We start from the raw sequence: 22,818 nt of genomic DNA, 5'->3' as shown, positions 1-22,818 counted from the left end.
CCTCCCTTATATTGTGACTTCTTTATGTCTAGCAGCATGACATTGAATATTAATCGCAACTGGTAATGAAGCGATATGGCATGGATGAACATTGACTTTAACTGCAAGTGCTGTTTGTGTTCCACCAAATCCCATAGGGCCAATGCCTAGTTTATTAATTTCATGTAATAATTCGTCTTCTAGTTTTTTAGCTATTTCATCAGGACTTGAATCTTCAATAGGTCTCATGACAGCTTCTTTCGCAATGATAGCGGCTTTTTCAAAAGAACCTCCAATTCCAACACCAACAATAATTGGTGGACAAGGTTTTCCTTTCGTATTAAATACAGTATCAATGACTAATTTTTTAACACCTTCATAACCATCTGATGGGGTTAACATTTTGACTAAACTCATATTTTCGCTCCCACCACCTTTGGGTGCAACTAGTATATTAATTTTATCTCCAGTAACTAGTTTAGTATGAATTACAGCAGGTGTATTATCTTTGGTATTAACTCGGTCAAAAGGGTGCCTTACAACAGATTTACGTAAATAACCATGTTCATAACCATTTTTTACCCCTTCATTAATCGCATCGTAAATGTCATAATCGATGTGAACCTCATTTCCAATTTCTAAAAAGACAATTACAATTCCAGTATCTTGACACATAGGAACATAATCCTCACGTGCTATCAAATCATTTTCGATGATTTGACTCAAAACATCTTGTCCAATTGCTGACTTTTCTTTATCTTTGCTTTTTTGAAGCGCTTTCAAAATTTCGTCTCCGATACTATAACAAGCGTCAATACATAACTTTTCAACATTTTCAACAATTAAATCTCTGTCAATATATCGCATTTTATGCACCACCTCATCTCTTACTACATACTATTATAACGTACAATGCTTAAGAAAAAAATGCTATTTTGTGAATATTTAAAAAAAATAAATTGCAATTAGCATAATATGGAAAGGATTAATGATATGGAAAAAATTATCATTAATGGAGGGGCCAGTTTAGAAGGTATTGTAGAGATAGATGGGTCAAAAAATAGTGTCGTCGCATTAATTCCTGCGTCGATTATGTGTCGAGATAAAGTAAGAATATATAACTATCCGAACATATCTGATGTCAATGTTTTATTAGAGATACTAAAGGATTTGAATATAGAAGTTAGTAAAAATGAAACTTATATTGAAATTGATAGTTCAAATGTTAAAAACACCTCTTTAGTTAGTGAAAAAATGTCATTGTTAAGGGCATCGTATTACTTTATGGGGTCGTTGTTAGCCTTATTTAACGAAGCTAATATATCATTACCAGGAGGATGTTACCTAGGTCCACGACCAATCGATTTACATTTAAAAGGATTTAAGCAGCTGAATTGCCAATATGATATGGATGATGGGATGATTCATTTACATACAGAAAAACTAATCGGAAATAAAATATTTTTAGATATTCCAAGTGTGGGTGCAACAATAAATATAATGTTTGCATCAATTTTTGCACAAGGAGAGACGATAATTGAAAATGCAGCGAAAGAACCAGAAATTGTGGATGTGGCACAATTTCTAAATCAAATGGGAGCTAAAATCGAAGGAGCCGGAACATGTTTAATTAAAATTACAGGTGTAAAAAAATTAAAGGGAGCAACGCATCGCGTCATACCTGATCGGATTGAAGCTGGAACCTATTTATTAATAGGAGCTGGCTGTGGTAAAAACATTGAATTACATCATGTTAATCCACATCATCTACAAGCAGTTATTGCTAAATTAATAGAAAGTAATGTGAATATTATTGTAGAAAAGGATAAAATAATAGTGTCAAAAGCAAAAAAATTATTACCAACTAATATTAGAACAGCGGTTTATCCAGGATTTCCAACAGACCTTCAACAGATAATGACTACTTTAATGACACAAGCTGAAGGGATGAGTATTATCAATGAGGCGATTTATTCTTCCCGTTTCAAAAATTGTGATGATTTAATTAAGATGGGTGCTAATATTAGAATAGAAAATGCATCAGCGATTGTATTAGGTCCAACAGAATTAAAAGGAACAGAAGTTAGCGCAAGTGATTTACGAGGGGGAGCATCACTTGTCTTGGCAGGACTTATCGCAAAACATCAAACAATTATTGACCAAGCGGAACATATTTTCAGGGGTTACGGTAATCTAATAGACAAATTGAAAACATTAAATGCAAAAAAAATATATGTTGAATCATAAATTGTTAAATTTGTTCTTGAAAAAGAAATAAAATATGATATAATTATTTAGTGCAACTTACTCTGGAGAAATATAGTATTCAGGGCGGAAGGAGTGAAACAAATGAAACAAGGTATTCATCCACGATATAATAAAGTAATGGTACATTGTACTACTTGTGGAAATGAATTTGAAGCTGGATCAACTAGAAAAGAATTACGTGTGGACACATGTTCAAAATGTCATCCTTTTTATACAGGAAAACAGAAACACGGTGCTGTAGCTGGTCGAGTTGATAGATTCAATAAAAAATATGGTTTCAACTCAGATAACAAAGAGTAGTATTAATACAAAAAAGACTGTTTTCACAGTCTTTTTCATTTTATAGGAAGATAACAAAATTAAATACAAAATTGAAATAAAAAATTTATTAAATGTATTGAATGGTGTTAAGATAAATAGTAGAATAGGTAATAGTTTGAAAGGAGTGTATAATGATGTATTATACGGGAAAAGATGGTTGGATTGAAGTAATCTGTGGAAGCATGTTTGCTGGTAAAACAGAAGAATTAATCAGAAGAATAAAAAGATTGCAGTATGCGAAAAAAAACATTCTTGTTTTTAAACCGAATATTGATGATCGTTATAGTCTAGATGAAGTGGTTTCACATAGCGGAATGAGTATAAAATCAATCATAATCGATGAACCGATGGATATATTAAAACATATTGATGGAAGAATTGATGCTGTAGCAATCGATGAAATTCAATTTTTAGATGAAAAAGTTGTTACTATAGTCGATTATTTAGCTGATAAGGGAATAAGAGTCATTGTTGCTGGATTAGATCGTGATTTTAGAGCAGAACCATTTGGACCAATGCCAGAGTTATTAACGAAAGCTGAGTTCGTTACAAAATTAACAGCTATTTGTAGTGTGTGTGGAGCACCAGCAACTAGAACACAACGACTCGTAAATAATAGGCCAGCTTCTTTTCATGATCCAATTGTATTAGTGGGAGCGAGTGAATCCTATGAGCCTAGATGTCGTCATTGTCATCAAGTGCCTAACAGACCACAAATATAAAAAAAACTGTTGACATTTTCAAAAAATATTATATAATAAATCTTGGCAACTATGGAGGAATACCCAAGTCCGGCTGAAGGGATCGGTCTTGAAAACCGACAGGGCGTGAAAGCGCCGCAAGGGTTCGAATCCCTTTTCCTCCGCCATTAAATAAAATTCACCTAAAACTGTTGTTTTAGGTTTTTTTATTACTATTGTGATATAATAATAAAGGTGGTAAAAATGGAAGATTTCCCTATGTATTTTATGAAAGAAGCAATAGAAGAAGCAAAAAAAGCATATGCATTAGGTGAAGTTCCTGTTGGAGCTGTGATAGTTAAAGATGATGAAATTATAGCAAGGGCACATAATTTAAGAGAATCGACACAATATGCCACTCACCATGCTGAAATTATTGCAATAAACGAAGCCTGTCGCAAATTAAATACATGGAGACTTAATGACTGTGACTTATATGTTACTTTAGAACCGTGCATGATGTGTGCTGGCGCACTCATTTTATCGCGAATTAATAAGGTATATTTTGGAGCTAGTGATCCAAAATTTGGCTCTGTTGTAAGTGTTACTCGCGTTTTGGATATAAAAAAGTATAATCATCAGGTACTTTATGAAGGTGGAATACTTGGTGAAGCATGTGCAGGTATTTTAAAAGAATTTTTCAAATCCTTACGCCTTGCAAAAAAAGATTGATAAATAATAGATAATCATGTATAATATGTAATGTAATTAAACTCTCTTTAAGAACCCTCATCCAATGGGTAAGCATGAACCAGGTCAGGTCTTAGCGGAAGCAGCCTTAAGTGTTTTTATTCATGTGGGTGAGGGGCCTTAAGGAGAGTTTTTTATTTTTTGTTAAATTATTGTAAATTAATTTGCTTTCTCATAAATATAAAGTAAAATGAAATTAGATATAATAGGTGATATTAATAAATAATGATAATGGAGTGTTAATATGGCTGAAATACTTGTAATTGAAGATGAATTGTCAATCCAAAAATTATTATCTTATGATTTAACTCAAGCTGGTTTTGAAGTGGATACCGCTTTAGATGGTGTATCAGGCTTGAAAAAAGCTATCCAAAATGATTATGACTTAATTTTATTAGATTTAATGTTACCAGGCTTAGATGGAATTGAAATTTGTAAAAGGATAAGAGAAAAAAATAATGAAGTCTATATAATAATGTTAACCGCTCGTGATGATGAATATAATAAAATTACAGGTCTTGATTCTGGTGCAGATGACTATATGACAAAACCTTTTTCACCACGAGAAGTTTTAGCACGTATAAAAGCAGGGCTAAGAAGACAGAAAAAATCAGATAAACAAACTAATTGTATTCGTCTTAATGATATGATGTTAGACTTAAATCGACATGAATTGTATATTAATAATCAGCTAGTTCGGTTAACACATAAAGAATATGAATTACTTTTATTTTTGCTTAAAAATAAAGGGATTGCTTTATCTAGAGATGTTTTATTAGAAACTTTATGGGGATTTGAATATGATGGCGATACAAGAATTGTTGATGTACATATATTTAAATTAAGAGAAAAATTAGTAGGGAGTAAAGTTATCATTATTACTAAACGTGGTTTAGGATACATGTTAGAGGAAGAAAGTAATGAAAGTGTTTAAACTAACTATATTTATTATATCTATTTTAATCTTAATCTCTTATTTGATAGGTGGATTAAACCTATTTTATACAGTTTTCTTTCTCGTCATGGTTTTAATTAATTATATTTTTGTTTTTAATTATTATATAAAAATGAAACAAGAATACAAAAAAATGAATCAAACACTTGAAAATATTATTAATGAAAGTTTAGATGCAAGAATGGTTTCTAAGTATGTATCATACCGTGAGTTAAATGCAAATTTGAATCGATTGGCTAAAAAAATTGAAAAGATGAGATTTAAAAAAGCAGAAGATGAGTTAACGATAAAAATATTAACTAATAATATCACAAGCCCTATTATCTATATTGATCGTGATGGACGTATTAGGTATGTGAATAATCAATTTTTAAATTGTTTTGATGTCAATGTTGAAATAAATGATATATATGAAAAAATGAGAATAAAAAAGTTATATCAATTTATTGATGATGCATTTATATATGAGACGAAAGAAATGAATACCATTTTAATTCGTGAAAAATATTATCATGCAAACGCGATTCCTATTAATAATCATACGAATAACCATTTTTCATTTGTAGGTATATTATTTATATTTCATGATATTACAGAGTTAAAAAGATATGAAAGACTCCAACGAGAATTTTTAGCTGACGCTTCTCACGAATTAAAGACACCGTTATCAGCAATTAAAGGTGCATCAGAAATTTTATTAAATGGAGAGAAGCATTCACTCGATACAACAAAAGAATTTTTAACGATTATTAAAAATGAAAATGATCGAATGGAGAGAATTGTAAGAGATATTCTACTAATTTCTCGAATAGAAAATGAGAGGGTATTAATACATACTGAGAAAATAGACTTAAATAAATTAATTAATGAAGTAATTGATCTCTTACGATTCAAGTTAAATAGAAAAAAACAGGAACTACAATTAGATCTTAATAATCATTTGAATGTATATGGTGATTATGAACGATTAAAGCATGCTTTTTTAAATTTATTATCAAATGCAAGTAGTTATACTGATGAACATAAATCAATTTTTATTAAGACATATCAAGATAGTAAACATGTGATTGTGTCGATAAAAGATCAAGGGATTGGGATTGCTGAAGATGCGCTACCACATATTTTTGAAAGATTTTATCGTGTTGATAAAGCAAGAAGTAGAGAAACAGGTGGTACAGGTTTAGGATTAGCAATTGTGAAATCAACTTTAGATATCCATAAAGCAAAAATAGAAGTTAAAAGTAAATTAAATGAAGGATCAGAATTTATTATATACTTTAATAAATAGAACCATTTAAAGGGCTGTCATGAAATCGATGATTTTAATTAAATTTGGTTTCTGCAGCCCTTAATTTATATGTTCAAAAATTATAAACATACAATTAACAAGTATTTAGTTAAATATTAATTGTTGGTTAAATTAGCAATATTTTTTTCTGCTTATTTAACCTATGAATTTTTCGACATATGTTTAAGGTGTTTGTTTTGATATGATTAATATATTGGTAAGAAGAATTCTATTATAAAAAAGAGGTATACTAATTATGAAAAAAATAATACAATTAGTTACACCTATTTTAATATTTCCATTTTCGTTTTTTATCTACCTTATTATAAGTCCATTTCTAGCAAGTTGGTTAGGATGTGGATGTAGATCAGTAGATGGAGAATACATCAAGGGATTTGGTGTTAATGATGTCAGACTCCCTTATTTTATACTGACTGGATTAATTACGTTAATATTTGTTATTAGAAATACTAAATTACTAAATAAATTATATAAATATTTTTATGTGGCAATATATATTATCATTATCTATTTATTAATCATCATTATACATGATTCACAAATGTTCCTTTTTAAATAATAGTAAAATAATTAGCAACACTAATTGTTAAATACATTCATTCATGTTAGTTAAATGAGTATAATAAAATAAAGCAAGAGTTTCCTTTGTGGAAAACTCTTGCTTTTTTTAAAAGTTAAGCTTATTAAAAATCACTTTTTAATATCAGTTTTTTTGTTTTCAATAGATTGTATGTTAATTTTCATTGGTTCACTTTGAGGTATTGTTGTTAAATCAACTTGTTTTTCATCAATGATAACATAATATTCATCGTTAATGGCATACTCAGCAATATTACAACAATGATCACCTATGCGTTCTAAGTTTGATAAGACTTCAATAAAATTAAATCCAGCTTCAGAGGTACAGACACATTCATTTACACGCATTGTATGACGTTTACGAGCCTTTTTTTCTAGTCGATCTACATTATCTTCAATTTCAATTACTTTACTAGCAAGGATCTTATCGTTTTTATCAATCACTTCTAAATCACTCTTTAACATTGAGATAACAGTATTAAACATCAAATCTAAATCAGCTCTTGCATCGTCAGTTAAATAACCTTTATTATCATGCATGTATTCGCTTATTTCTAAAATGTTTTCACAGTGATCACCAATACGTTCTAAATCACGAATTGTATCGAGATATTTTGATAGAGTTGTCGAATGTGCTTCATCAATATTTGGTGCAATCTTAACCAAATATTCATGGATTTTATGATCTAATGTATTTATTATTGCTTCATGTTGTTTTGCTTCTTCTAATGTTTTTGAATTTGGATGTTTTGAATAAGCAAGTGTTAAGTCTAACATTTTTTGAACAATTTTACCCATGTGTAAAATCACATTTTTAGTACTTTCTAATGCAAGTATTGGTGATTCTAAGATAATTCTTTCATTAAAGACATCAATATTGAAAGACTCATCTAGTTCATTATTACTTGGAATCATCTTTTTAATAAATGTAATTATATAATTAACAAACCAAATAAGTAATAAAGTGTTACAAACGTTAAATATAAGATGGGCATAAGCAATTGTTAACCTTGGTGAAGCATTTGTGAAGTCTTTTAGAAAAACGACTACACTATTAAAAGGGGTTAATATGATCATAAATAATATTGCACCAAAGAAATTAAATAATACATGGAAAGAAGCAGCTCTTTTTGCAGCGATTGAACCACCAAGTGCTGCGATGACAGCGGTAATAGTAGTTCCAATATTATTTCCTAATAATATTGGTAAAGCGCCTTTAATGTTAATTGCTCCAGAATCATATAGACTTTGAACAATACCAGTTGTAGCTGAAGAGGATTGTACAACAGCAGTGACAATAGCACCAGTAATAAGCCCAAGGAATGGGTTATCAGTAAACTTTAACATAAATTGACTAAAAGCATCAGTTGTTGCCAAAGTTTTTAATCCTTTACTCATTAAGTCCATACCATAGAACAACAATCCAAAGCCTAAAATAACTTGACCAATATGATTTGTTCTTTTGTTTTTAAAGAAGAATATTAATATGGCACCGACTCCAATAAATAATAATGAGAATTCAGAAATTTTGGGAAAACTAAATAAAAATGCGGTAACAGTAGTACCGATATTTGATCCCATAATGATTCCAACTGCTTGAGGCATGGTCATAAGACCTGCTCTTATTAAACTAATTGCTAAAGCGGTCGTGCCAGAAGAAGATTGAATAATGGCGGTTACCAGGATACCAAGTAAAATACCCATTAAAACATTATTGGTTAGTTTTTCAATAATGTTTTTCATTTTGTCTCCAGCGATTGTTTTTAGAGATTCTCCCATAAGATTAATACCATAAAGGAAGATTCCTAAACCACCGATTAAACCAAAAAGAATATCTAAAAAATCATTTTTGCTTATAAAATCTAAAATATTTTGAAACATTTTATTACCTCCATTTAATCCAAACTAATCTTATCATTAAATTAACCAATGTAAAAGGTATATTAATATTATTAACAAAATCTTAACAAAGTAAAAATATTTTTACTTAAATGAAACAAAAAATAAATTGTTTATAAATTTCAATTTTGTATACTAATTGTGTCAAGAGCAATAATAAAAATGAATAAAAAGTGGAGGAATTTCGATGAAAAAATTTATGATTTTAATTGTTATTTCTATTATCGGGTTAACAGTAACAGCTTGTGGTCAAAAGGCAAATCACATAACTTTTGATAATTCTAAAATGATTGACGTTGTTTCTCGTGAAGCAGGGTCAGGTACCCGAGGAGCTTTTGAAGAATTAGTTGATTTCAATATTGACAAAGATAAAGATGGAAACATTGAATTTCCAATGGTTAGTTCAGCACAAATCAAAGATGGAAATGGAAATGTTGCAACTTATGTGTTAGATAATAAATATTCAATAGGTTATGTTTCGTTTGTGACTTTATCAGAAAATCCTAATTTAAAAGGAATAAGAATAGGAGATGTAGAACCTACAGTTGCAAATGTTTTAAATCAAACTTATCAATTAGCGCGTCCTTTTAACATGGTATATCATTCTGAAAACTTAACTTCAGCAGAAACTGGGTTCATAACATTCTTAGCTTCAAAAGAAGGGTTAACTCAATTAGAACAAGCGGGAGCAATTGTAGATAAATCAAATGCTTCTAGTTTTAATAAAGATTCATGTTCAGCTGGTACATTGGTTTTAGGTGGTTCTACTTCAGTTGAAGATGCAGTAAAAAAAGCTGCAGGAGAATATAAAGCAATATGTACAACTGTCAATCAAGCAATAACTTGGTCATATGATGCAACAGGATCATCAACTGGAATTAGTAATGGTAACTCTGGGGCTTATCATATTGGATACGCATCACGTGAACTTAAAGCATCAGAAATGGAATTAGGTATGACAGAAAAAGCGGTTGCTATGGATGGAATTGCAATTGTAGTTAATAAAGAAAATCCATTAGATGATTTATCCATGACTGATATACAATCGATATATACACAATCTAAAAAATGGGAAGATTTTATTAAGTAAAAGAAAAATTGATTTTAATTGGGAAGAGACCTTTTCATGGTCTCTTCTACGTATTTTAGATAAACAGCGAGGTGAGTATATTGATAGCATTGTTAAAGAAAAAGAAAAATGAAGAAGACTTTTCGATAAATAAATTTCAAGTTTTTTTAGATAAGGCATTTCATACTTTATTTTTTATGGCAGCAATTTTAGCAGTTATTAGTGTGATTGTCATTATATACTATATATTCAGTGAAGGGATAAAACCATTTTTGCCGAATAATCAGTTTATTAAAGAATATGTGGATAAATTAAAAAATGACCCGCAGGGTCAAGAAGCCTTATTAAATCTAAGTCGTTATTTTGATTTAGAAACTTATAGATATCATTTTTGGAATTTTATTACAGGTACCACTTGGCATCCGAGTCAAAATGTTTTTGGTGTTGGTTTTATGATTATATCATCTATACTATCAACAATTGGAGCATTGCTATTTGGTGTTCCTGTTGCCATTTTAACGGCTGTATTTATTTCAGAAGTTGCACCAAAGAAATTAGCTAGTATTGTTAGACCAGCAGTTGAATTACTAGCTGCGATACCATCTGTTTTATATGGGGTATTTGGGGCAGCGGTTATTGTTCCAATGATATCAAGATTTAAATTAAATATTTTAGGTTCATCGAGTGCTTCTGGAACATCATTATTAGCTGTTGTTATCGTATTATCTATCATGATTTTGCCAACTGTTATTACTATTTGTGAGACAGCCATTCGTGCTGTTCCTAAAGATTATAAGGAGGGATCCCTTGCTTTAGGTGCATCTAAAATTCAAACGATATTTAAAGTTGTTTTACCTGCAGCACGCTCAGGAATATTAGCAGCTGTTGTATTAGGAATCGGAAGAGCAATTGGTGAGACTATGGCAGTAATCTTAGTTGCAGGAAATCCTGAACAAGGAATTCCTACAAGTCTATTGGACCCAGTACGTTTATTAACAACTAACATTGCCTTAGAACAAGGTTATGCTGCTGAATTACATGCTCAAATGTTATTTTCGACAGCGATTGTACTATTCTTTTTTATTATGTTGGTAAATATGACCTTGTTGATTATTAAAAGAAAGTTAGGTGATAGGTAATGTTTCAGTTATTTAATAAATTAAAATCTAATACAGGGAACCGTAAAGATAGTATCTTTTACTTAATAATTTATTTAGCTGCAGTTATTTGCTTGTTTGTTTTATTGTGGATTATTGGCTTCATTTTTGTAAATGGCATGGGAAAAATAAATTTTTCTTTTTTAAAAAATGATTATGAAAAATCGACAAATTATGTCACTTATCATGCAAAGCAGTTTTCAAATAATGATGGACTATTCTCTAATAATTTCGGCTTTACAATAGAAGATTATAAAAATAGTAAAAATAAATCCTATTACAAAATCACTTATATTGATGAAGATTCACCATTAATGAAGGGGAAATTAGGAACTGGTGATAAATTAGTGGTGAATAGTGGTTATTTAATTGAAAATTTAAATGTTAATGGTGAAACATATTATCCGGATGAAAAAACAGCAGGTGAAATGATAGATTTAATTGATCAGAGTGATACGATTGAATTGAAAATAATTAACCCAGGTGGTGGTATATTCCCTCTGATTATATCTACATTAATGATGATTATATTAACATTAGCTATCGCAACCCCCCTTGGGATACTAGCAGCGATTTATTTAGTTGAGTATGCAAAACCAGGGAAAATAGTTAATTTAATTCGTTTTTCGATAGAAACATTAACAGGAATACCATCAATTATCTATGGTATTTTTGGAATGTTACTTTTTGTACGTGGAATGACTTTTGGAAATTTTAATCTCCTTGGAATACATATACCCAATATGAAAATATTTGGGTATCAAACATCTCAACTATCGGGAGCATTAACCTTGTCCATTTTATTATTACCTTTTGTGATAAGAACGACGGAAGAAGCATTAAAAACAGTACCTACTTTTTATAAAGAAGCTTCGTATGGTTTAGGTGCTAATCGATTCCAAACATTATGGAAAGTAATTCTTCCTTCCTCAATTCCAGGTATTTTAGTGGGTGTAATATTATCTGTTGGTCGTATTGTAGGAGAATCAGCTGCGTTATTATTTACATTGGGGACATTTGCTAAATTACCTATTAATCCTGTAACAGGAAATTTATCTGTTTTTCAAACAGGAACTACTTTAACAGTAAGAGCTTATGTGGAAACTAAAGAATTTGGAAATATAGAAATGGCCTGTGCCATAGGAATTGTAATATTAGTAATTGTTTTTATTTTAAATATTATATCTCGATTAATTTCAAGTAAATTAAGTAAAGCAACTTATTAAAGAGGAGTGTAACAAGTGAGTAATATTAAATTTAATGTAAAAAATTTAAATTTATTCTATGGTAATTTTCAAGCATTAAAAAATATAACGATCGATATTTCTAAAAAAGAAGTAACTGCTTTAATTGGACCCTCAGGTTGTGGAAAATCAACTTTTTTAAGGACATTAAATAGAATGAACGATTTAATTGAAAATGTAAAAATAGATGGTACAATATTATTAGACAAACAGGATATTTATAAAAATTATGATGTCATTAAATTACGTACTAAAGTTGGGATGGTATTTCAAAGACCAAATCCATTTCCAATAAGCATTTATGATAATGTTGCTTATGGGCCAAGATGTCAAGGAATAAAAGACAAAAAGAGATTGAATGAAATTGTGGAAAAGTCCTTGAAAGGAGCAGCATTATGGGAGGAAGTAAAGGACCGATTAAAAAAATCAGCTTTAAGTTTATCCGGTGGACAACAACAGCGTCTATGTATTGCAAGAGCCATCGCGATGGAACCAGATGTTATTTTAATGGATGAACCAACAAGTGCTTTAGACCCAATTGCAACAGCCAAGATAGAAGAATTAATGGCTGATTTGAAGAAAAATTATACGATTGTTATCGTAACCCATTCTATGCAACAAGCTGCAAGAATATCTGATAATACAGCGTTTTTCTTATTAGGTGAACTAATAGAGTTTGATAAAACTGAAAAGATATTTTCATTACCAGATGATAAACAGACAGAAGATTATATCACTGGTAGGTTTGGATAAAAAAATGGAGGTTTTTTATGACGAATAATAAAAGTATTTTAGATGATAGTATTGAAGTATTAAGATTAGATATTAAGAATCTAGTGAGTATGATTATTGATCAGTATAAAAAAGTCATTCATTCAATCAAAACAATTAATAGTGATTTAGCGCTTGAAGTCATTAAAAATGATGGAGAGATAAATTCGATGGCTGAAGATATTGATCTTGAAACAATTATCGTTATCGCTAGATATCAACCAGTTGCTTCTGATTTAAGAAGAGTGATGACGATTAATAAACTTGCTTATGAATTAGAAAGAATTGCTGATTATGCGAAAAATATCGCAGAATATGTTATTACTGGTAAAGAAATGAATGTAGGTAATGCTAGTGAAATTATTTCTAATTTTGATGAAATGTTTAATATAATATTTAAAATGCTAGAGATAAATTTGCAAGCCTTTTTGGAAGAAGATAAAAATTTAGCACGTGAAGCATTATTGATGGATAATGATATTGATATACTTTATAAAGATAATTTTAATGAATTATTATCTCGCTTTAAACTTTCGAATAACGAATTAGAACAACTTATGATTTCTCGTGCATTAGTTTTAAACAAGCAAATAGAACGTTCTGGTGATCATTTAACAAATATTTCCGAACAAATATTGTATTTAATTAAAGGAAAAAAATTTAATGTTGAATAACCATCTATTATTCCTTTAAATAATATGTTATTATTTATAGAAATAATAAAAATTATTTATTTGAGGTGAGATGATGGAAGAATCTAAAAATCAATGTAGTACGGGGTGCCGTGGACATTGTTCAAGTTGTCATGAAGTTGAACATGGTTGCCCAGTTTGTGGAAATCAAGGATTAGAAGTTCCGTTTGAGACGGTAGAAAACTTGACAACTACATTTATAAAAGAACAATTAAAACACTATCAAGATGAAAAATTTTATTTATGTTTAAATAAAACTTGTCATGTTGCTTATTTTACACCTGATAAGGCAATAATATTATTAAGTCAGTTAAATGTACCTATCTGGTTTAAACGTCAGAAAAATGAATATTATGTTTGTTATTGTCGGAGAATAACTTTAGATGATATAATAGATGCAGTAAAAATGTTAAACAAAGAAGAAGTTACTATTTCTGATGTAATTAAATTCTACAATAAAGAAGAGGTTATTACGGATTGTTTACATAATAATCCGACAGGGTTATCTTGTGATAAGTTATTTGAGAATGCGATAAAATATGCGCAAAAACATAAATAAAGTTATGGAAGTGAATTTATGTCATTTTTACCTATTAATCGTCAAGAAATGATTGAAAAAGGGTATGAAGAAGTTGATTTTGTACTCGTTTCGGGGGATGCGTACGTGGACCATCCCTCTTTTGGTGTTGCTATTATTTCGCGAGTGTTAGAAGCTTATGGATACAGAGTTGCCATTTTACCACAACCTGATTGGAAAAATCCTGAGGAATTTAAACAATTTGGGCGTCCTAGACTGGCTTTTTTAGTAACAGGTGGTAATATTGATTCCATGGTAAATCATTATACGGTTGCTAAGAAAAGACGGAAAAAAGATTATTATACCCCTAATGGAGAAATGGGAAAAAGACCTGATCGGGCAACAATTATTTATTCACAAATGATTAGACGTCTATTTTCAGATGTTCCAATTATTTTAGGTGGCGTTGAAGCATCTTTGCGTCGTTTAGCTCATTATGATTATTGGGATGATAAAGTAAGACGTTCTATTCTTTTAGATTCTCATGCAGATTTATTAATATATGGAATGGCTGATAATTCAATTATTGAAGTTGCTGATGCATTAGATGGTGGTCTAGATATAAAGGATATAATTTATATTACTGGTACTGTTTGGAAAACGAAGGATTTAAGTCGTATCTATCATCCGAATTTTTTACCAAGTTATGATGATATCATCAGTGATAAAAAGAAATATGCTGAAAGTTTTAAGACCCAACATGAAAATATTGATGCAATTGTTTCTAAGGTTCTTGTTGAACCTTACCGAGATTGGTATGTAATACAAAATAAACCAGCATTTCCATTAAAGCAAGAAGAAATGGATTTTGTGTATTCATTACCTTATGAAAGAAATTATCATCCTATTTATAATAAAACAGGTCCAATTCCTGCGATTGAAGAAGTTAAGTTTAGTATTATTTCAAATAGAGGGTGCTTTGGGTCTTGTGCTTTTTGTGCACTAACTCATCATCAAGGGAGAATTATTTCGACAAGAAGTGAATCATCGGTTATAGATGAAGCAAAAAAAATAACTGAAGATAAAGATTTTAAAGGTTATATTCATGATGTAGGTGGACCAACTGCTAATTTTCAAAGAACTAGTTGTAAAAACAAATAGAACATGGAACCTGCGTGAATAAAGAATGTTTACATCCTGGACCATGTAAGAAATTAATTGTTGATCATTCATCATATGTTAAATTATTAAGAAAATTAAGAAAATTACCTAAAGTGAAAAAGGTCTTTATTCGTTCAGGAATTCGTTATGATTATTTAATGTATGATAAAGATGATACATTTTTTAATGACTTAGTAAAACATCATATTTCTGGTCAATTAAAAGTAGCACCAGAACATGTTTCTCCTCGAGTACTAGATAAAATGGGAAAACCAAATCGTCAGTTGTATGATAAATTTGTTAATAAATATAAACAGATTAATAAGAGATATGACAAAAACCAGTTTCTTGTTCCTTATTTAATGAGTAGCCATCCTGGTAGTGATTTAAATGCCGCAATTGAACTTGCCGAATATTTACGAGATATGAAATATATACCTGAGCAAGTCCAAGACTTCTATCCAACACCAGGTACTGTTTCAACTTGTATGTATTATACAGGGTTAGACCCTAGGAATTTTGAAAAAGTATATGTGCCAAAATCAAGACATGAAAAAGCAATGCAAAGAGCATTAATACAGTATAATCGTCCTAAAAATTACAATTTAGTAAGAGAGGCTTTAGAAAAAGCAGGCAGATTTGATTTAATTGGAAATGGGAAGAAATGTTTAATAAAAGATAGAAGAAGGTAGGGGTATTATGAAGTTGAAATATGGAATGCCTTCTTTAGTTGAATTTAATTCAATTGAAGAAAATGTGTTATTCTGTAAAAAATTGCAACTCGATTTTGTGGAACTAAATATGAATATGTTTTATTGTCTACCAGAAAACAATAATATAAAAAAAATAAATTTATTAAGAGATAAATATCAAATTGATTTTACAATGCATTTTCCAGAAGAAATTGATTTTGGAACATTTTATGAAGAGGTACAAGATGCCAATATTGCTTTATTTCAACGTTATGTTGAATATGGAGCTAAAATAGGTGTTGAAACTATAAATGTTCATTTATTACCAGGTGTAAGGATTACTCTTCCAGATAAAATTGTATGGTCATATGAAAAAAATATAGATAAGTATATCACTAATTTAACAGAAGCTTTTAAAAAATTAATAGCTATCGCAAAACCTTATCATATTAAGGTTTGTATCGAAAATACACGGGTGCCTTCTTTTTTAGAAAATGTTTTTTTAAAATTAAAAAATATTGAGGATTTGTATTTTACTTATGATATTGGACATGATGCCAAATCAAACTATAATGTAGAACCTATTTATCAAAAATTAGGTGAAAAAGTTAAACATATGCATCTACATGATTATGATAAAGTCACAGACCACCAGGTTTTATTTAAAGGTATTATCAATTTATATGATAAGTTAGAATTTGCGAAAAGGAATCAAATGAGAGTTGTAATTGAAGTGAAAACAACTGAAGCTCTTAAAAAATCTGTGGAAAACTTATTAATTAGACATTTAAAGTAAAAAATCACATCGATTATTGATGTGATTTTTTATAAGAATAAAAATTGAAAATGTGCTTTTTCTTAGCGTGTCGTTTTAGGTAATCTCCTAAAGATTTGTTAATAATAATCTTCTTAATAGGGATTTCCTCAGTTTTATTAGGAATGATTAAAATTTTTCCAGTATAAATCTCGTCTATGGAATTTGTAGATTTTATTTCTTGGGAAGAAACACCAAAACGATTGGCAATACTTTCGAAACTATCTCCCCAACATACCGTATAATGAATATGTTCCTCCATTTATATCACCTATGTTAAGTTTATGTGATATAAATGGAAATAATGCCTGTTTAATGATGATTTAATATTTCTTTAAGTAAACGATCTGCTTCTTTTTTATTTTCATTTGTTTTGAAATAGCTTAAATAACTTTGTAGATTTTTATTTTGAAAGGTGAGTTGTTTGTTTTGTTCAGTAATTAGACGACTTATTTTATCTTCTACTATTGATAAGCGATCATTAAAACTATTGATAGAAGTATTAATTCTTTCAAATCTTAAAGAGACATATTTGTTTTCTTCATTTGCTTTTGGTGTGTCATTATTTTTATGAAGGGAATTATTAATATATAGGATGATTTTGTCATCATAACGATTAATAAATCCACCATATTTATCAATTAAATAGTCTAAGGTTATTTTTGTTTCATAAGAATAATTCTTTATTGGAATAACCTTTTGATAAGATGTCTGTTGATTTTGTATTAATTCATTTTCAATTGAATCTAAAAGCATTGAATTAATCGCCATTTTATCGCCTCACATTAGGATTAATCTGTTTGGCAGTTACTACATGAAGAGGTAAGTCCATACTCTTCTTCTAATTCATCGATGGTAAAAATTTCATCACAATTGATACAAGTGTAGATATTTAAATCTTCTGTTGCTAAAGTGTGTCCGCATATAGGGCATAAATATTTCATATATATTCCTCCATTTTTTAAAAATATCCCATTACTTTAATTAAAACAATAATAATACCAATAATTCCAAATGTAACAATAAATAAAGCTAATGGACTAGGTTCTTCACTGTCAATTTTTTCCTTATTAATAGAATATATTTTTTTGTAATGATTTATGCATTTTTCATAATAATTATTAATAAATTCTTCTAAAATAGTAAATAAATTCTTCCTATTAAGTGTTTGATTAAATAAAAGGTCAATGAGTTCTTCATGATTAAGTTTTTTATCATTAACAACAACTTGCTTATCATTACGATCATATTTGATTGTCTGAAAAGAATCAAGAATAATTGAAGACTCTTTATAATCCATATAATCTAATAAAATTTGATTAATTGCGAAAGTGGGAATTAATTGATACTTTTCGATGTATTCTTTTTGATTAACAATCCATATTTTCATTTTTTTATTCCAAAACATATGAGCAATTTCTATATTAGGTGTTTCAAAAGCTTGGACGAGTGCTTCTAAATTAGTTTTATTATATAAAAATGTTACTTTTAATTCATATAAATAATTGCGTTCAATTTCTTCTACAATTTTCATTTTTTTAATGTATTTTGTTGTTTTATCATGATAATATTTCGAGCTTTTCTTATTTTTAAGAAAGGTATTTAATTCTTCACGAATTGATTTAATGTCGCTGTAATTCCCTTGAAATATTAGAATGTTATTAAAATGCATATTTTTCACCTTCTTTTTATATTCATATTTTATCATATTTTAGGTGTGTTATGAAATATAAAACCTAAAATTAAATTAATTTGAATATGTTAAAATAAAGTTATTTATGTTATAATATCTAAGAAATGAAACATAAAAGTAAGTAAAATTAATTTACTTATTTAGGTTTTTATGGTTTAAACCATTAATAATAATATTTCTCTTTTTTTTATTAATTATATTTTATAATAAATAATTCTCGTATAGTAATGCCCCTCTTTATGGGAAAGAATACTTAATATCAAGGAAAGAAGGCGATACCTTGAGTTATAAAACACTGTACCGAACTTACAGACCACAAAACTTTTCTGATGTTGTCGGTCAAGAGCATATTACTAGAACATTTAGAAATGCGTTAAAAAAAGATAAGATATCACATGCCTATTTATTTACTGGTCCGAGAGGGACAGGAAAGACTTCAGTAGCAAAAATAATCGCTAAAGCTGTTAATTGTGAAAAAGCACCTACTGATGAACCCTGTAATAAATGTGATAGCTGTTTAAGTATTAATAGTGGATTTGACAGCGATATCTTTGAAATTGATGCTGCGAGTAATAATGGGGTTGATGAAATAAGAGAAATTCGAGATAAAGTCAAATATGCGCCAACAATTGGTCGTTTTAAGGTGTATATAATAGATGAAGTTCATATGTTGTCAACAGGAGCTTTTAATGCTTTATTAAAAACTTTGGAAGAACCACCAAGTCATGTTATTTTTATTTTAGCAACAACTGAACCACATAAAATACCAGCAACGATAATTTCTCGTTGTCAAAGATTTGATTTTAAATCAATCTCAATTAAAGATATCATTTTTCGTATGAAATATGTGGTTACGGTAGAAAATATAAAAATAGAGGAAAAGGCAATTTATACCATTGCGAAGAATGCTCAAGGTGGAATGCGTGATGCTTTATCACTTTTAGATCAAGCAATTTCTTATAGTGAGGATAATGTAACAGAAGCTGATGTTCATGAAATAACAGGGACTGTTTCTGAGGGCCATTTAGTTCAAGTTGTAGAAGAATTAATTTCCTTTAATACTAAAGAAGTAATTAATATATTAGATAATTTAATATCGCTTGGAAAAGAACCCCTTCGATTAATTGAAAATATGATTTTCTATTTTAGAGATTTATTTTTAATTAGGAAAATGAAAGAAATTGATGAACATCTTGTTGTTAATCATAGTGAACAAACTAAACAAATCGCGAAGAAAATTTCTGATAATCAATTAATGAGCATCATCAAAACCTTAAATAATGCCCAGTATGAGATGCGAAAAACGAATCATCCTCGAGTATTCATCGAATTAGCTGTTTTTGAAATGGTTAATTTATTGGATAAAAAAGAGAATTTAGTTAAAGAAACAGTAAATCAAAAAGTCGTAGAGAAAAAAGAAAGTCCAAAAGAAGTAAGTCCAAAAGAAGAAAATCAAGTGATTAAAAAAACTGTAGAAAATGAAACTGAAAAAAGATATATTGATGTCACAATAATTGAAAATGTTTTAAATAATGCTAGTAAAGAGAAAAAAAATAACCTTGTTTACCAATGGAAATCAATTTATGGGACAAAGGTTAATATGGCAAATATTAGGCAATTACTAGTAGATGGTCAGGTAGAAGCAGTTTCTTTAGATAATAAAATCATCTTATCATATGATTTTGATACAGAATGTGCTAAATTATATGAAAAAGAATTTTATGAAAAAGCTATCGAACTATTAGAAAATGAATTTAAAGATAAATATCAAATTATTCCGCTTCCAAAGCGTATTTGGAATGCAAAGCGTGATGAATTTGCCAAACAATATAGAAATAATATCAAACGCCCTAAATTATCGCCAATAGATGAACCAATTATTGTTAAAAAAAATACAAATAAATATGAGTTCGAACCAGATTTTGTAAAAGAAGCGGTTAATATTTTTGGTGATGATATTGTGAATATAAAATAAGGAGAGATAAAAAGTGTTCAATCCAAATATGTTAAACAAATTAAAGAAAATGCAAAAAGAAATGATGAAATCACAACAAGAATTAGAGGAATCTGTTTTTGTTGGAACTGCAGGAGGTGTTGTTTCTGTAGAGGTAAAAGGTAGTAAGGAAGTACTATCTGTTAAAATTAAACCAGAAGCAGTTGACCCAGAAGATGTGAACTTGCTAGAAGATATGATTTTAGCAGCAATGAACGATGCAATGAGACAAGTAGATGAAAAAACTTCTGAAGTTATGGCACCATATACATCAGGTATGCCTGGTATGGGTGGACTATTTTAGAATAAGGGTTGTATTGAATGTTATTTCAATACAACTTTTTTATTTTTGTTTTAATAAAACTAAAAATTAGTTATAATAGAACTAGCAAAAGAGGTGGTAATATGCAATATCCTGAGGCAATTTCAAATTTAATAGAAAGTTTAAGTAAATTACCTGGAATAGGTCCAAAATCAGCTGAACGATTAGCGTTTTATGTTGCGAATAAAATGAAAGAAGAAGATGTATTAAATTTTGCGAAATCTTTGGTATCAGTTAAACGAGAATTAATGTCATGTCCGGTTTGTGGAAATTTAACCGATAAAAATCCATGTAGTATATGTCGAGATCAAACTAGGGAACGTTCAATCATTGCTGTTGTTGAGGAAAATAAAGATGTTATCGCAATGGAAAAGATGAAAGAATATAGAGGCTTATATCATGTACTAAATGGAGCCATATCACCAATTAATGGAATTGGTCCACAAGATATCAATATTCCTTCGCTTTTAGAACGTTTAAAAAATGAAGAAATAAAGGAGGTAATATTAGCGACTAATACAACAATAGAGGGTGAATCGACTGCACTGTATATTGCTAAATTACTTGAAAAAACAGATATAAAAGTAACAAGAATTGCGAGAGGTTTACCTGTTGGTGGTGGACTTGAATATGCGGATGAAGTAACCTTGTTACGAGCAATTGAAGGAAGAAGAGAATTGAAATAAACATTAAAAAAATGTATTATATATATACTTTTAGCATACATTATTTATAGGTGATGGTGTATGTTAAAAAATATTAAATGGGTTATCAAAAATGTACTCATTGGGATTGTGGCTTTATATGTTGTTAACTTTTTAGGGTTGGATTTAAATATCTTTATACCAATCAATATTATTACGATTTTAATTGTGGGCTTTTTAAGAATACCGGGGTTAGTTATCTTGTTAATATTAACCAAATTATAAAATTTGTGATTTAAGGGTTGTTTTATATCAATAATATGTTATACTAAGTAATGTAATTGATCGCGGGGTAGAGCAGTCTGGTAGCTCGTCGGGCTCATAACCCGGAGGCCGCAAGTTCAAATCTTGCCCCCGCAACCAAAAAAATTAATACAAGACAGACATAGAACATGTATGAAAAACACAATATTCATATATGTTTTTTTTACTTTTAAAAACTGATATACGCATGCAAAAGAATAATTTGATTAACTGAAATTAACAGTTAATCTTTGCACGATCTATTAATCCATGTTTACAATATATATATTAAATTGATTAATTAGGTAAATTTATACTTTTAAGAGGTAAGGTTATGAAAAAGATATATGCATATAGTTATAAATTGTTTAAGTGTTTATCTTTTATTGGGTTTACACTGTTTTGGTTGTATATGGGTTTATATGTTGAAGAACTTATATATAAAATAATTTCATTTGTATTTACATTAGTTTCTTGTTTAGCGGCGTTAGACTGTAATTTTCATTTTTATAAAAAAATAATTAAAAAGGAAGATGTGATTGTTAAGCGAAAAAATTTTGAAGAAATATTAAGTGGACTATTATATTATTCTTTATTAATTATTTCATTATGGCTGAAAACTTCCTATAAATCTTGGGGAGAATTTAATTTTTTGGTTAATATAATTTATACCTATATAGCAATTGATCTGACTTTTATAATTCTGAACATGTTTTTAGGAACTAAGGTTATAGAGTCAAATAATAAAGAAATAATAGAGTGACAATTATGAACTCTATTTTTATTATCTTCTGATATTGTTTTATTACTTTTAGAGGAATGTTATAAGTTTTTTTTATAAATTTTTCTTTTTCAAAAAATATTGACAAAATAATGTTTAATTGGTATGATATAAAAGCGTTGAAAATTTAATAGGGTTCGGTAGCTCAGTCGGTAGAGCAAAGGACTGAAAATCCTTGTGTCGGCAGTTCGATTCTGCCCCGAACCACCATTTTGTAATTAATAA

Annotated in this window: 25 protein-coding genes, 3 tRNA genes, 1 other RNA gene and 1 pseudogene; 24 read left to right on the top strand and 6 right to left on the bottom strand. The window is 29.1% G+C overall.

What is annotated here, in order from left to right:
* Positions 1 to 6 precede the first annotated feature (6 nt).
* The gene (locus KHQ81_13590) at positions 7 to 846 is read right to left on the bottom strand and encodes a fumarate hydratase (protein QVK17847.1); all 840 of its coding nucleotides are present in this window, start codon (positions 844 to 846) and stop codon (positions 7 to 9) included.
* 126 nt (positions 847 to 972) lie between these two features.
* Between KHQ81_13590 and KHQ81_13585 the strand changes: the two genes are divergently transcribed.
* The 9 genes from KHQ81_13585 to KHQ81_13545 all read left to right on the top strand — a co-directional run bounded on the left by KHQ81_13585 (position 973) and on the right by KHQ81_13545 (position 6,821).
* Positions 973 to 2,226, top strand: a complete 1,254-nt coding sequence (locus KHQ81_13585; GenBank protein ID QVK17846.1) for a UDP-N-acetylglucosamine 1-carboxyvinyltransferase — start codon at positions 973 to 975, stop codon at positions 2,224 to 2,226.
* 102 nt (positions 2,227 to 2,328) lie between these two features.
* Positions 2,329 to 2,547, top strand: coding sequence for a 50S ribosomal protein L31 (gene rpmE, locus KHQ81_13580; protein QVK17845.1), 219 nt, complete (start codon positions 2,329 to 2,331; stop codon positions 2,545 to 2,547).
* Between the two features lie 155 nt (positions 2,548 to 2,702).
* Positions 2,703 to 3,290 carry a thymidine kinase gene (locus KHQ81_13575; GenBank protein ID QVK19646.1) on the top strand — a complete coding sequence of 196 codons (588 nt, stop codon included), beginning with the start codon at positions 2,703 to 2,705 and terminating at the stop codon, positions 3,288 to 3,290.
* 53 nt (positions 3,291 to 3,343) lie between these two features.
* Positions 3,344 to 3,436: transfer RNA gene (locus KHQ81_13570), tRNA-Ser, on the top strand.
* Between the two features lie 76 nt (positions 3,437 to 3,512).
* Complete coding sequence (gene tadA / locus KHQ81_13565; protein QVK17844.1) at positions 3,513 to 3,980, top strand: tRNA adenosine(34) deaminase TadA; 468 nt, start codon at positions 3,513 to 3,515, stop codon at positions 3,978 to 3,980.
* A 51-nt stretch (positions 3,981 to 4,031) separates the two neighbouring features.
* An RNA gene (gene ffs / locus KHQ81_13560) (signal recognition particle sRNA small type) lies at positions 4,032 to 4,121 on the top strand.
* Between the two features lie 121 nt (positions 4,122 to 4,242).
* A complete protein-coding gene (locus tag KHQ81_13555) occupies positions 4,243 to 4,932 on the top strand; it encodes a response regulator transcription factor (GenBank protein ID QVK17843.1) in 690 nt (229 codons plus the stop codon).
* Complete coding sequence (locus tag KHQ81_13550; protein ID QVK17842.1) at positions 4,919 to 6,241, top strand: histidine kinase; 1,323 nt, start codon at positions 4,919 to 4,921, stop codon at positions 6,239 to 6,241. Before KHQ81_13555 ends, KHQ81_13550 begins: the two co-directional genes overlap by 14 nt.
* A 256-nt stretch (positions 6,242 to 6,497) precedes the next feature.
* Complete coding sequence (locus KHQ81_13545; GenBank protein QVK17841.1) at positions 6,498 to 6,821, top strand: hypothetical protein; 324 nt, start codon at positions 6,498 to 6,500, stop codon at positions 6,819 to 6,821.
* Positions 6,822 to 6,952: 131 nt separating this feature from the next.
* Here KHQ81_13545 and KHQ81_13540 read toward each other — a convergent pair whose 3' ends face one another.
* Entirely contained in the window at positions 6,953 to 8,722 is a 1,770-nt protein-coding gene (locus KHQ81_13540) for a Na/Pi cotransporter family protein (protein ID QVK17840.1), read from the bottom strand.
* A gap of 205 nt (positions 8,723 to 8,927) precedes the next feature.
* On the opposite strand from KHQ81_13540, the gene KHQ81_13535 reads away from it, so the two are divergent.
* The 8 genes and pseudogenes from KHQ81_13535 (at position 8,928) to KHQ81_13500 (ending at position 16,839) form a co-directional block, all read left to right on the top strand.
* Positions 8,928 to 9,830 carry a substrate-binding domain-containing protein gene (locus tag KHQ81_13535; protein ID QVK17839.1) on the top strand — a complete coding sequence of 301 codons (903 nt, stop codon included), beginning with the start codon at positions 8,928 to 8,930 and terminating at the stop codon, positions 9,828 to 9,830.
* Positions 9,831 to 10,006: 176 nt separating this feature from the next.
* Positions 10,007 to 10,948, top strand: coding sequence for a phosphate ABC transporter permease subunit PstC (gene pstC / locus KHQ81_13530; GenBank protein ID QVK19645.1), 942 nt, complete (start codon positions 10,007 to 10,009; stop codon positions 10,946 to 10,948).
* Entirely contained in the window at positions 10,948 to 12,192 is a 1,245-nt protein-coding gene (pstA, locus tag KHQ81_13525) for a phosphate ABC transporter permease PstA (protein QVK17838.1), read from the top strand. Before pstC ends, pstA begins: the two co-directional genes overlap by 1 nt.
* 15 nt (positions 12,193 to 12,207) lie before the next feature.
* A complete protein-coding gene (locus KHQ81_13520) occupies positions 12,208 to 12,963 on the top strand; it encodes a phosphate ABC transporter ATP-binding protein (protein ID QVK17837.1) in 756 nt (251 codons plus the stop codon).
* A 17-nt stretch (positions 12,964 to 12,980) separates the two neighbouring features.
* Positions 12,981 to 13,655 carry a phosphate signaling complex protein PhoU gene (gene phoU / locus KHQ81_13515; protein QVK17836.1) on the top strand — a complete coding sequence of 225 codons (675 nt, stop codon included), beginning with the start codon at positions 12,981 to 12,983 and terminating at the stop codon, positions 13,653 to 13,655.
* 73 nt (positions 13,656 to 13,728) lie between these two features.
* On the top strand, positions 13,729 to 14,232 hold the full coding sequence (locus KHQ81_13510; protein QVK17835.1) for a (2Fe-2S)-binding protein: 504 nt from the start codon (positions 13,729 to 13,731) through the stop codon (positions 14,230 to 14,232).
* 18 nt (positions 14,233 to 14,250) lie between these two features.
* Positions 14,251 to 16,043, top strand: a pseudogene (locus KHQ81_13505) (YgiQ family radical SAM protein).
* Between the two features lie 7 nt (positions 16,044 to 16,050).
* Entirely contained in the window at positions 16,051 to 16,839 is a 789-nt protein-coding gene (locus KHQ81_13500) for a sugar phosphate isomerase/epimerase (GenBank protein ID QVK17834.1), read from the top strand.
* 13 nt (positions 16,840 to 16,852) lie between these two features.
* Here the strand turns inward: KHQ81_13500 and KHQ81_13495 are convergent, their stop codons facing one another.
* From KHQ81_13495 to KHQ81_13480, 4 genes are read right to left on the bottom strand one after another with little or no spacing between them, the layout of a single operon-like run.
* A complete protein-coding gene (locus KHQ81_13495; protein ID QVK17833.1) occupies positions 16,853 to 17,119 on the bottom strand; it encodes a LysM peptidoglycan-binding domain-containing protein in 267 nt (88 codons plus the stop codon).
* Between the two features lie 50 nt (positions 17,120 to 17,169).
* Positions 17,170 to 17,628, bottom strand: coding sequence for a hypothetical protein (locus KHQ81_13490; protein QVK17832.1), 459 nt, complete (start codon positions 17,626 to 17,628; stop codon positions 17,170 to 17,172).
* A 20-nt stretch (positions 17,629 to 17,648) separates the two neighbouring features.
* Positions 17,649 to 17,801, bottom strand: coding sequence for a hypothetical protein (locus tag KHQ81_13485; protein QVK17831.1), 153 nt, complete (start codon positions 17,799 to 17,801; stop codon positions 17,649 to 17,651).
* A 17-nt stretch (positions 17,802 to 17,818) separates the two neighbouring features.
* Positions 17,819 to 18,529, bottom strand: a complete 711-nt coding sequence (locus KHQ81_13480) for a hypothetical protein (protein QVK17830.1) — start codon at positions 18,527 to 18,529, stop codon at positions 17,819 to 17,821.
* Positions 18,530 to 18,830: 301 nt separating this feature from the next.
* On the opposite strand from KHQ81_13480, the gene dnaX reads away from it, so the two are divergent.
* The 7 genes from dnaX (at position 18,831) to KHQ81_13445 (ending at position 22,803) form a co-directional block, all read left to right on the top strand.
* Positions 18,831 to 20,525 carry a DNA polymerase III subunit gamma/tau gene (dnaX, locus tag KHQ81_13475; protein ID QVK17829.1) on the top strand — a complete coding sequence of 565 codons (1,695 nt, stop codon included), beginning with the start codon at positions 18,831 to 18,833 and terminating at the stop codon, positions 20,523 to 20,525.
* A 28-nt stretch (positions 20,526 to 20,553) separates the two neighbouring features.
* Complete coding sequence (locus KHQ81_13470; GenBank protein ID QVK19644.1) at positions 20,554 to 20,847, top strand: YbaB/EbfC family nucleoid-associated protein; 294 nt, start codon at positions 20,554 to 20,556, stop codon at positions 20,845 to 20,847.
* Between the two features lie 101 nt (positions 20,848 to 20,948).
* A complete protein-coding gene (gene recR / locus KHQ81_13465) occupies positions 20,949 to 21,551 on the top strand; it encodes a recombination mediator RecR (GenBank protein QVK17828.1) in 603 nt (200 codons plus the stop codon).
* A 60-nt stretch (positions 21,552 to 21,611) separates the two neighbouring features.
* Entirely contained in the window at positions 21,612 to 21,794 is a 183-nt protein-coding gene (locus tag KHQ81_13460) for a pro-sigmaK processing inhibitor BofA family protein (protein QVK17827.1), read from the top strand.
* A 61-nt stretch (positions 21,795 to 21,855) separates the two neighbouring features.
* A tRNA-Met gene (locus KHQ81_13455) sits at positions 21,856 to 21,932 on the top strand.
* 214 nt (positions 21,933 to 22,146) lie between these two features.
* Entirely contained in the window at positions 22,147 to 22,575 is a 429-nt protein-coding gene (locus KHQ81_13450) for a hypothetical protein (GenBank protein QVK17826.1), read from the top strand.
* Between the two features lie 152 nt (positions 22,576 to 22,727).
* Positions 22,728 to 22,803, top strand: a tRNA-Phe gene (locus KHQ81_13445).
* The last annotated feature ends 15 nt before the right edge of the window (positions 22,804 to 22,818 follow it).

Source organism: Mycoplasmatota bacterium (assembly GCA_018394295.1).
Classification (GTDB): domain Bacteria; phylum Bacillota_I; class Bacilli_A; order Haloplasmatales; family Haloplasmataceae; genus JAENYC01.
The sequence above is the reverse complement of the archived record's forward strand: the minus strand, read 5'-3'. Positions and strand labels throughout refer to the sequence as shown.

Coding starts and splice junctions, on each gene's coding strand:
- KHQ81_13590 (QVK17847.1), bottom strand. CDS start 846: ATGCGATATATTGACAGAGATTTAATTGTTGAAAATGTTGAAAAGTTA.
- KHQ81_13585 (QVK17846.1), top strand. CDS start 973: ATGGAAAAAATTATCATTAATGGAGGGGCCAGTTTAGAAGGTATTGTA.
- rpmE (QVK17845.1), top strand. CDS start 2,329: ATGAAACAAGGTATTCATCCACGATATAATAAAGTAATGGTACATTGT.
- KHQ81_13575 (QVK19646.1), top strand. CDS start 2,703: ATGTATTATACGGGAAAAGATGGTTGGATTGAAGTAATCTGTGGAAGC.
- tadA (QVK17844.1), top strand. CDS start 3,513: ATGGAAGATTTCCCTATGTATTTTATGAAAGAAGCAATAGAAGAAGCA.
- KHQ81_13555 (QVK17843.1), top strand. CDS start 4,243: ATGGCTGAAATACTTGTAATTGAAGATGAATTGTCAATCCAAAAATTA.
- KHQ81_13550 (QVK17842.1), top strand. CDS start 4,919: ATGAAAGTGTTTAAACTAACTATATTTATTATATCTATTTTAATCTTA.
- KHQ81_13545 (QVK17841.1), top strand. CDS start 6,498: ATGAAAAAAATAATACAATTAGTTACACCTATTTTAATATTTCCATTT.
- KHQ81_13540 (QVK17840.1), bottom strand. CDS start 8,722: ATGTTTCAAAATATTTTAGATTTTATAAGCAAAAATGATTTTTTAGAT.
- KHQ81_13535 (QVK17839.1), top strand. CDS start 8,928: ATGAAAAAATTTATGATTTTAATTGTTATTTCTATTATCGGGTTAACA.
- pstC (QVK19645.1), top strand. CDS start 10,007: ATGGCAGCAATTTTAGCAGTTATTAGTGTGATTGTCATTATATACTAT.
- pstA (QVK17838.1), top strand. CDS start 10,948: ATGTTTCAGTTATTTAATAAATTAAAATCTAATACAGGGAACCGTAAA.
- phoU (QVK17836.1), top strand. CDS start 12,981: ATGACGAATAATAAAAGTATTTTAGATGATAGTATTGAAGTATTAAGA.
- KHQ81_13510 (QVK17835.1), top strand. CDS start 13,729: ATGGAAGAATCTAAAAATCAATGTAGTACGGGGTGCCGTGGACATTGT.
- KHQ81_13500 (QVK17834.1), top strand. CDS start 16,051: ATGAAGTTGAAATATGGAATGCCTTCTTTAGTTGAATTTAATTCAATT.
- KHQ81_13495 (QVK17833.1), bottom strand. CDS start 17,119: ATGGAGGAACATATTCATTATACGGTATGTTGGGGAGATAGTTTCGAA.
- KHQ81_13490 (QVK17832.1), bottom strand. CDS start 17,628: ATGGCGATTAATTCAATGCTTTTAGATTCAATTGAAAATGAATTAATA.
- KHQ81_13485 (QVK17831.1), bottom strand. CDS start 17,801: ATGAAATATTTATGCCCTATATGCGGACACACTTTAGCAACAGAAGAT.
- KHQ81_13480 (QVK17830.1), bottom strand. CDS start 18,529: ATGCATTTTAATAACATTCTAATATTTCAAGGGAATTACAGCGACATT.
- KHQ81_13470 (QVK19644.1), top strand. CDS start 20,554: ATGTTAAACAAATTAAAGAAAATGCAAAAAGAAATGATGAAATCACAA.
- recR (QVK17828.1), top strand. CDS start 20,949: ATGCAATATCCTGAGGCAATTTCAAATTTAATAGAAAGTTTAAGTAAA.
- KHQ81_13460 (QVK17827.1), top strand. CDS start 21,612: ATGTTAAAAAATATTAAATGGGTTATCAAAAATGTACTCATTGGGATT.
- KHQ81_13450 (QVK17826.1), top strand. CDS start 22,147: ATGAAAAAGATATATGCATATAGTTATAAATTGTTTAAGTGTTTATCT.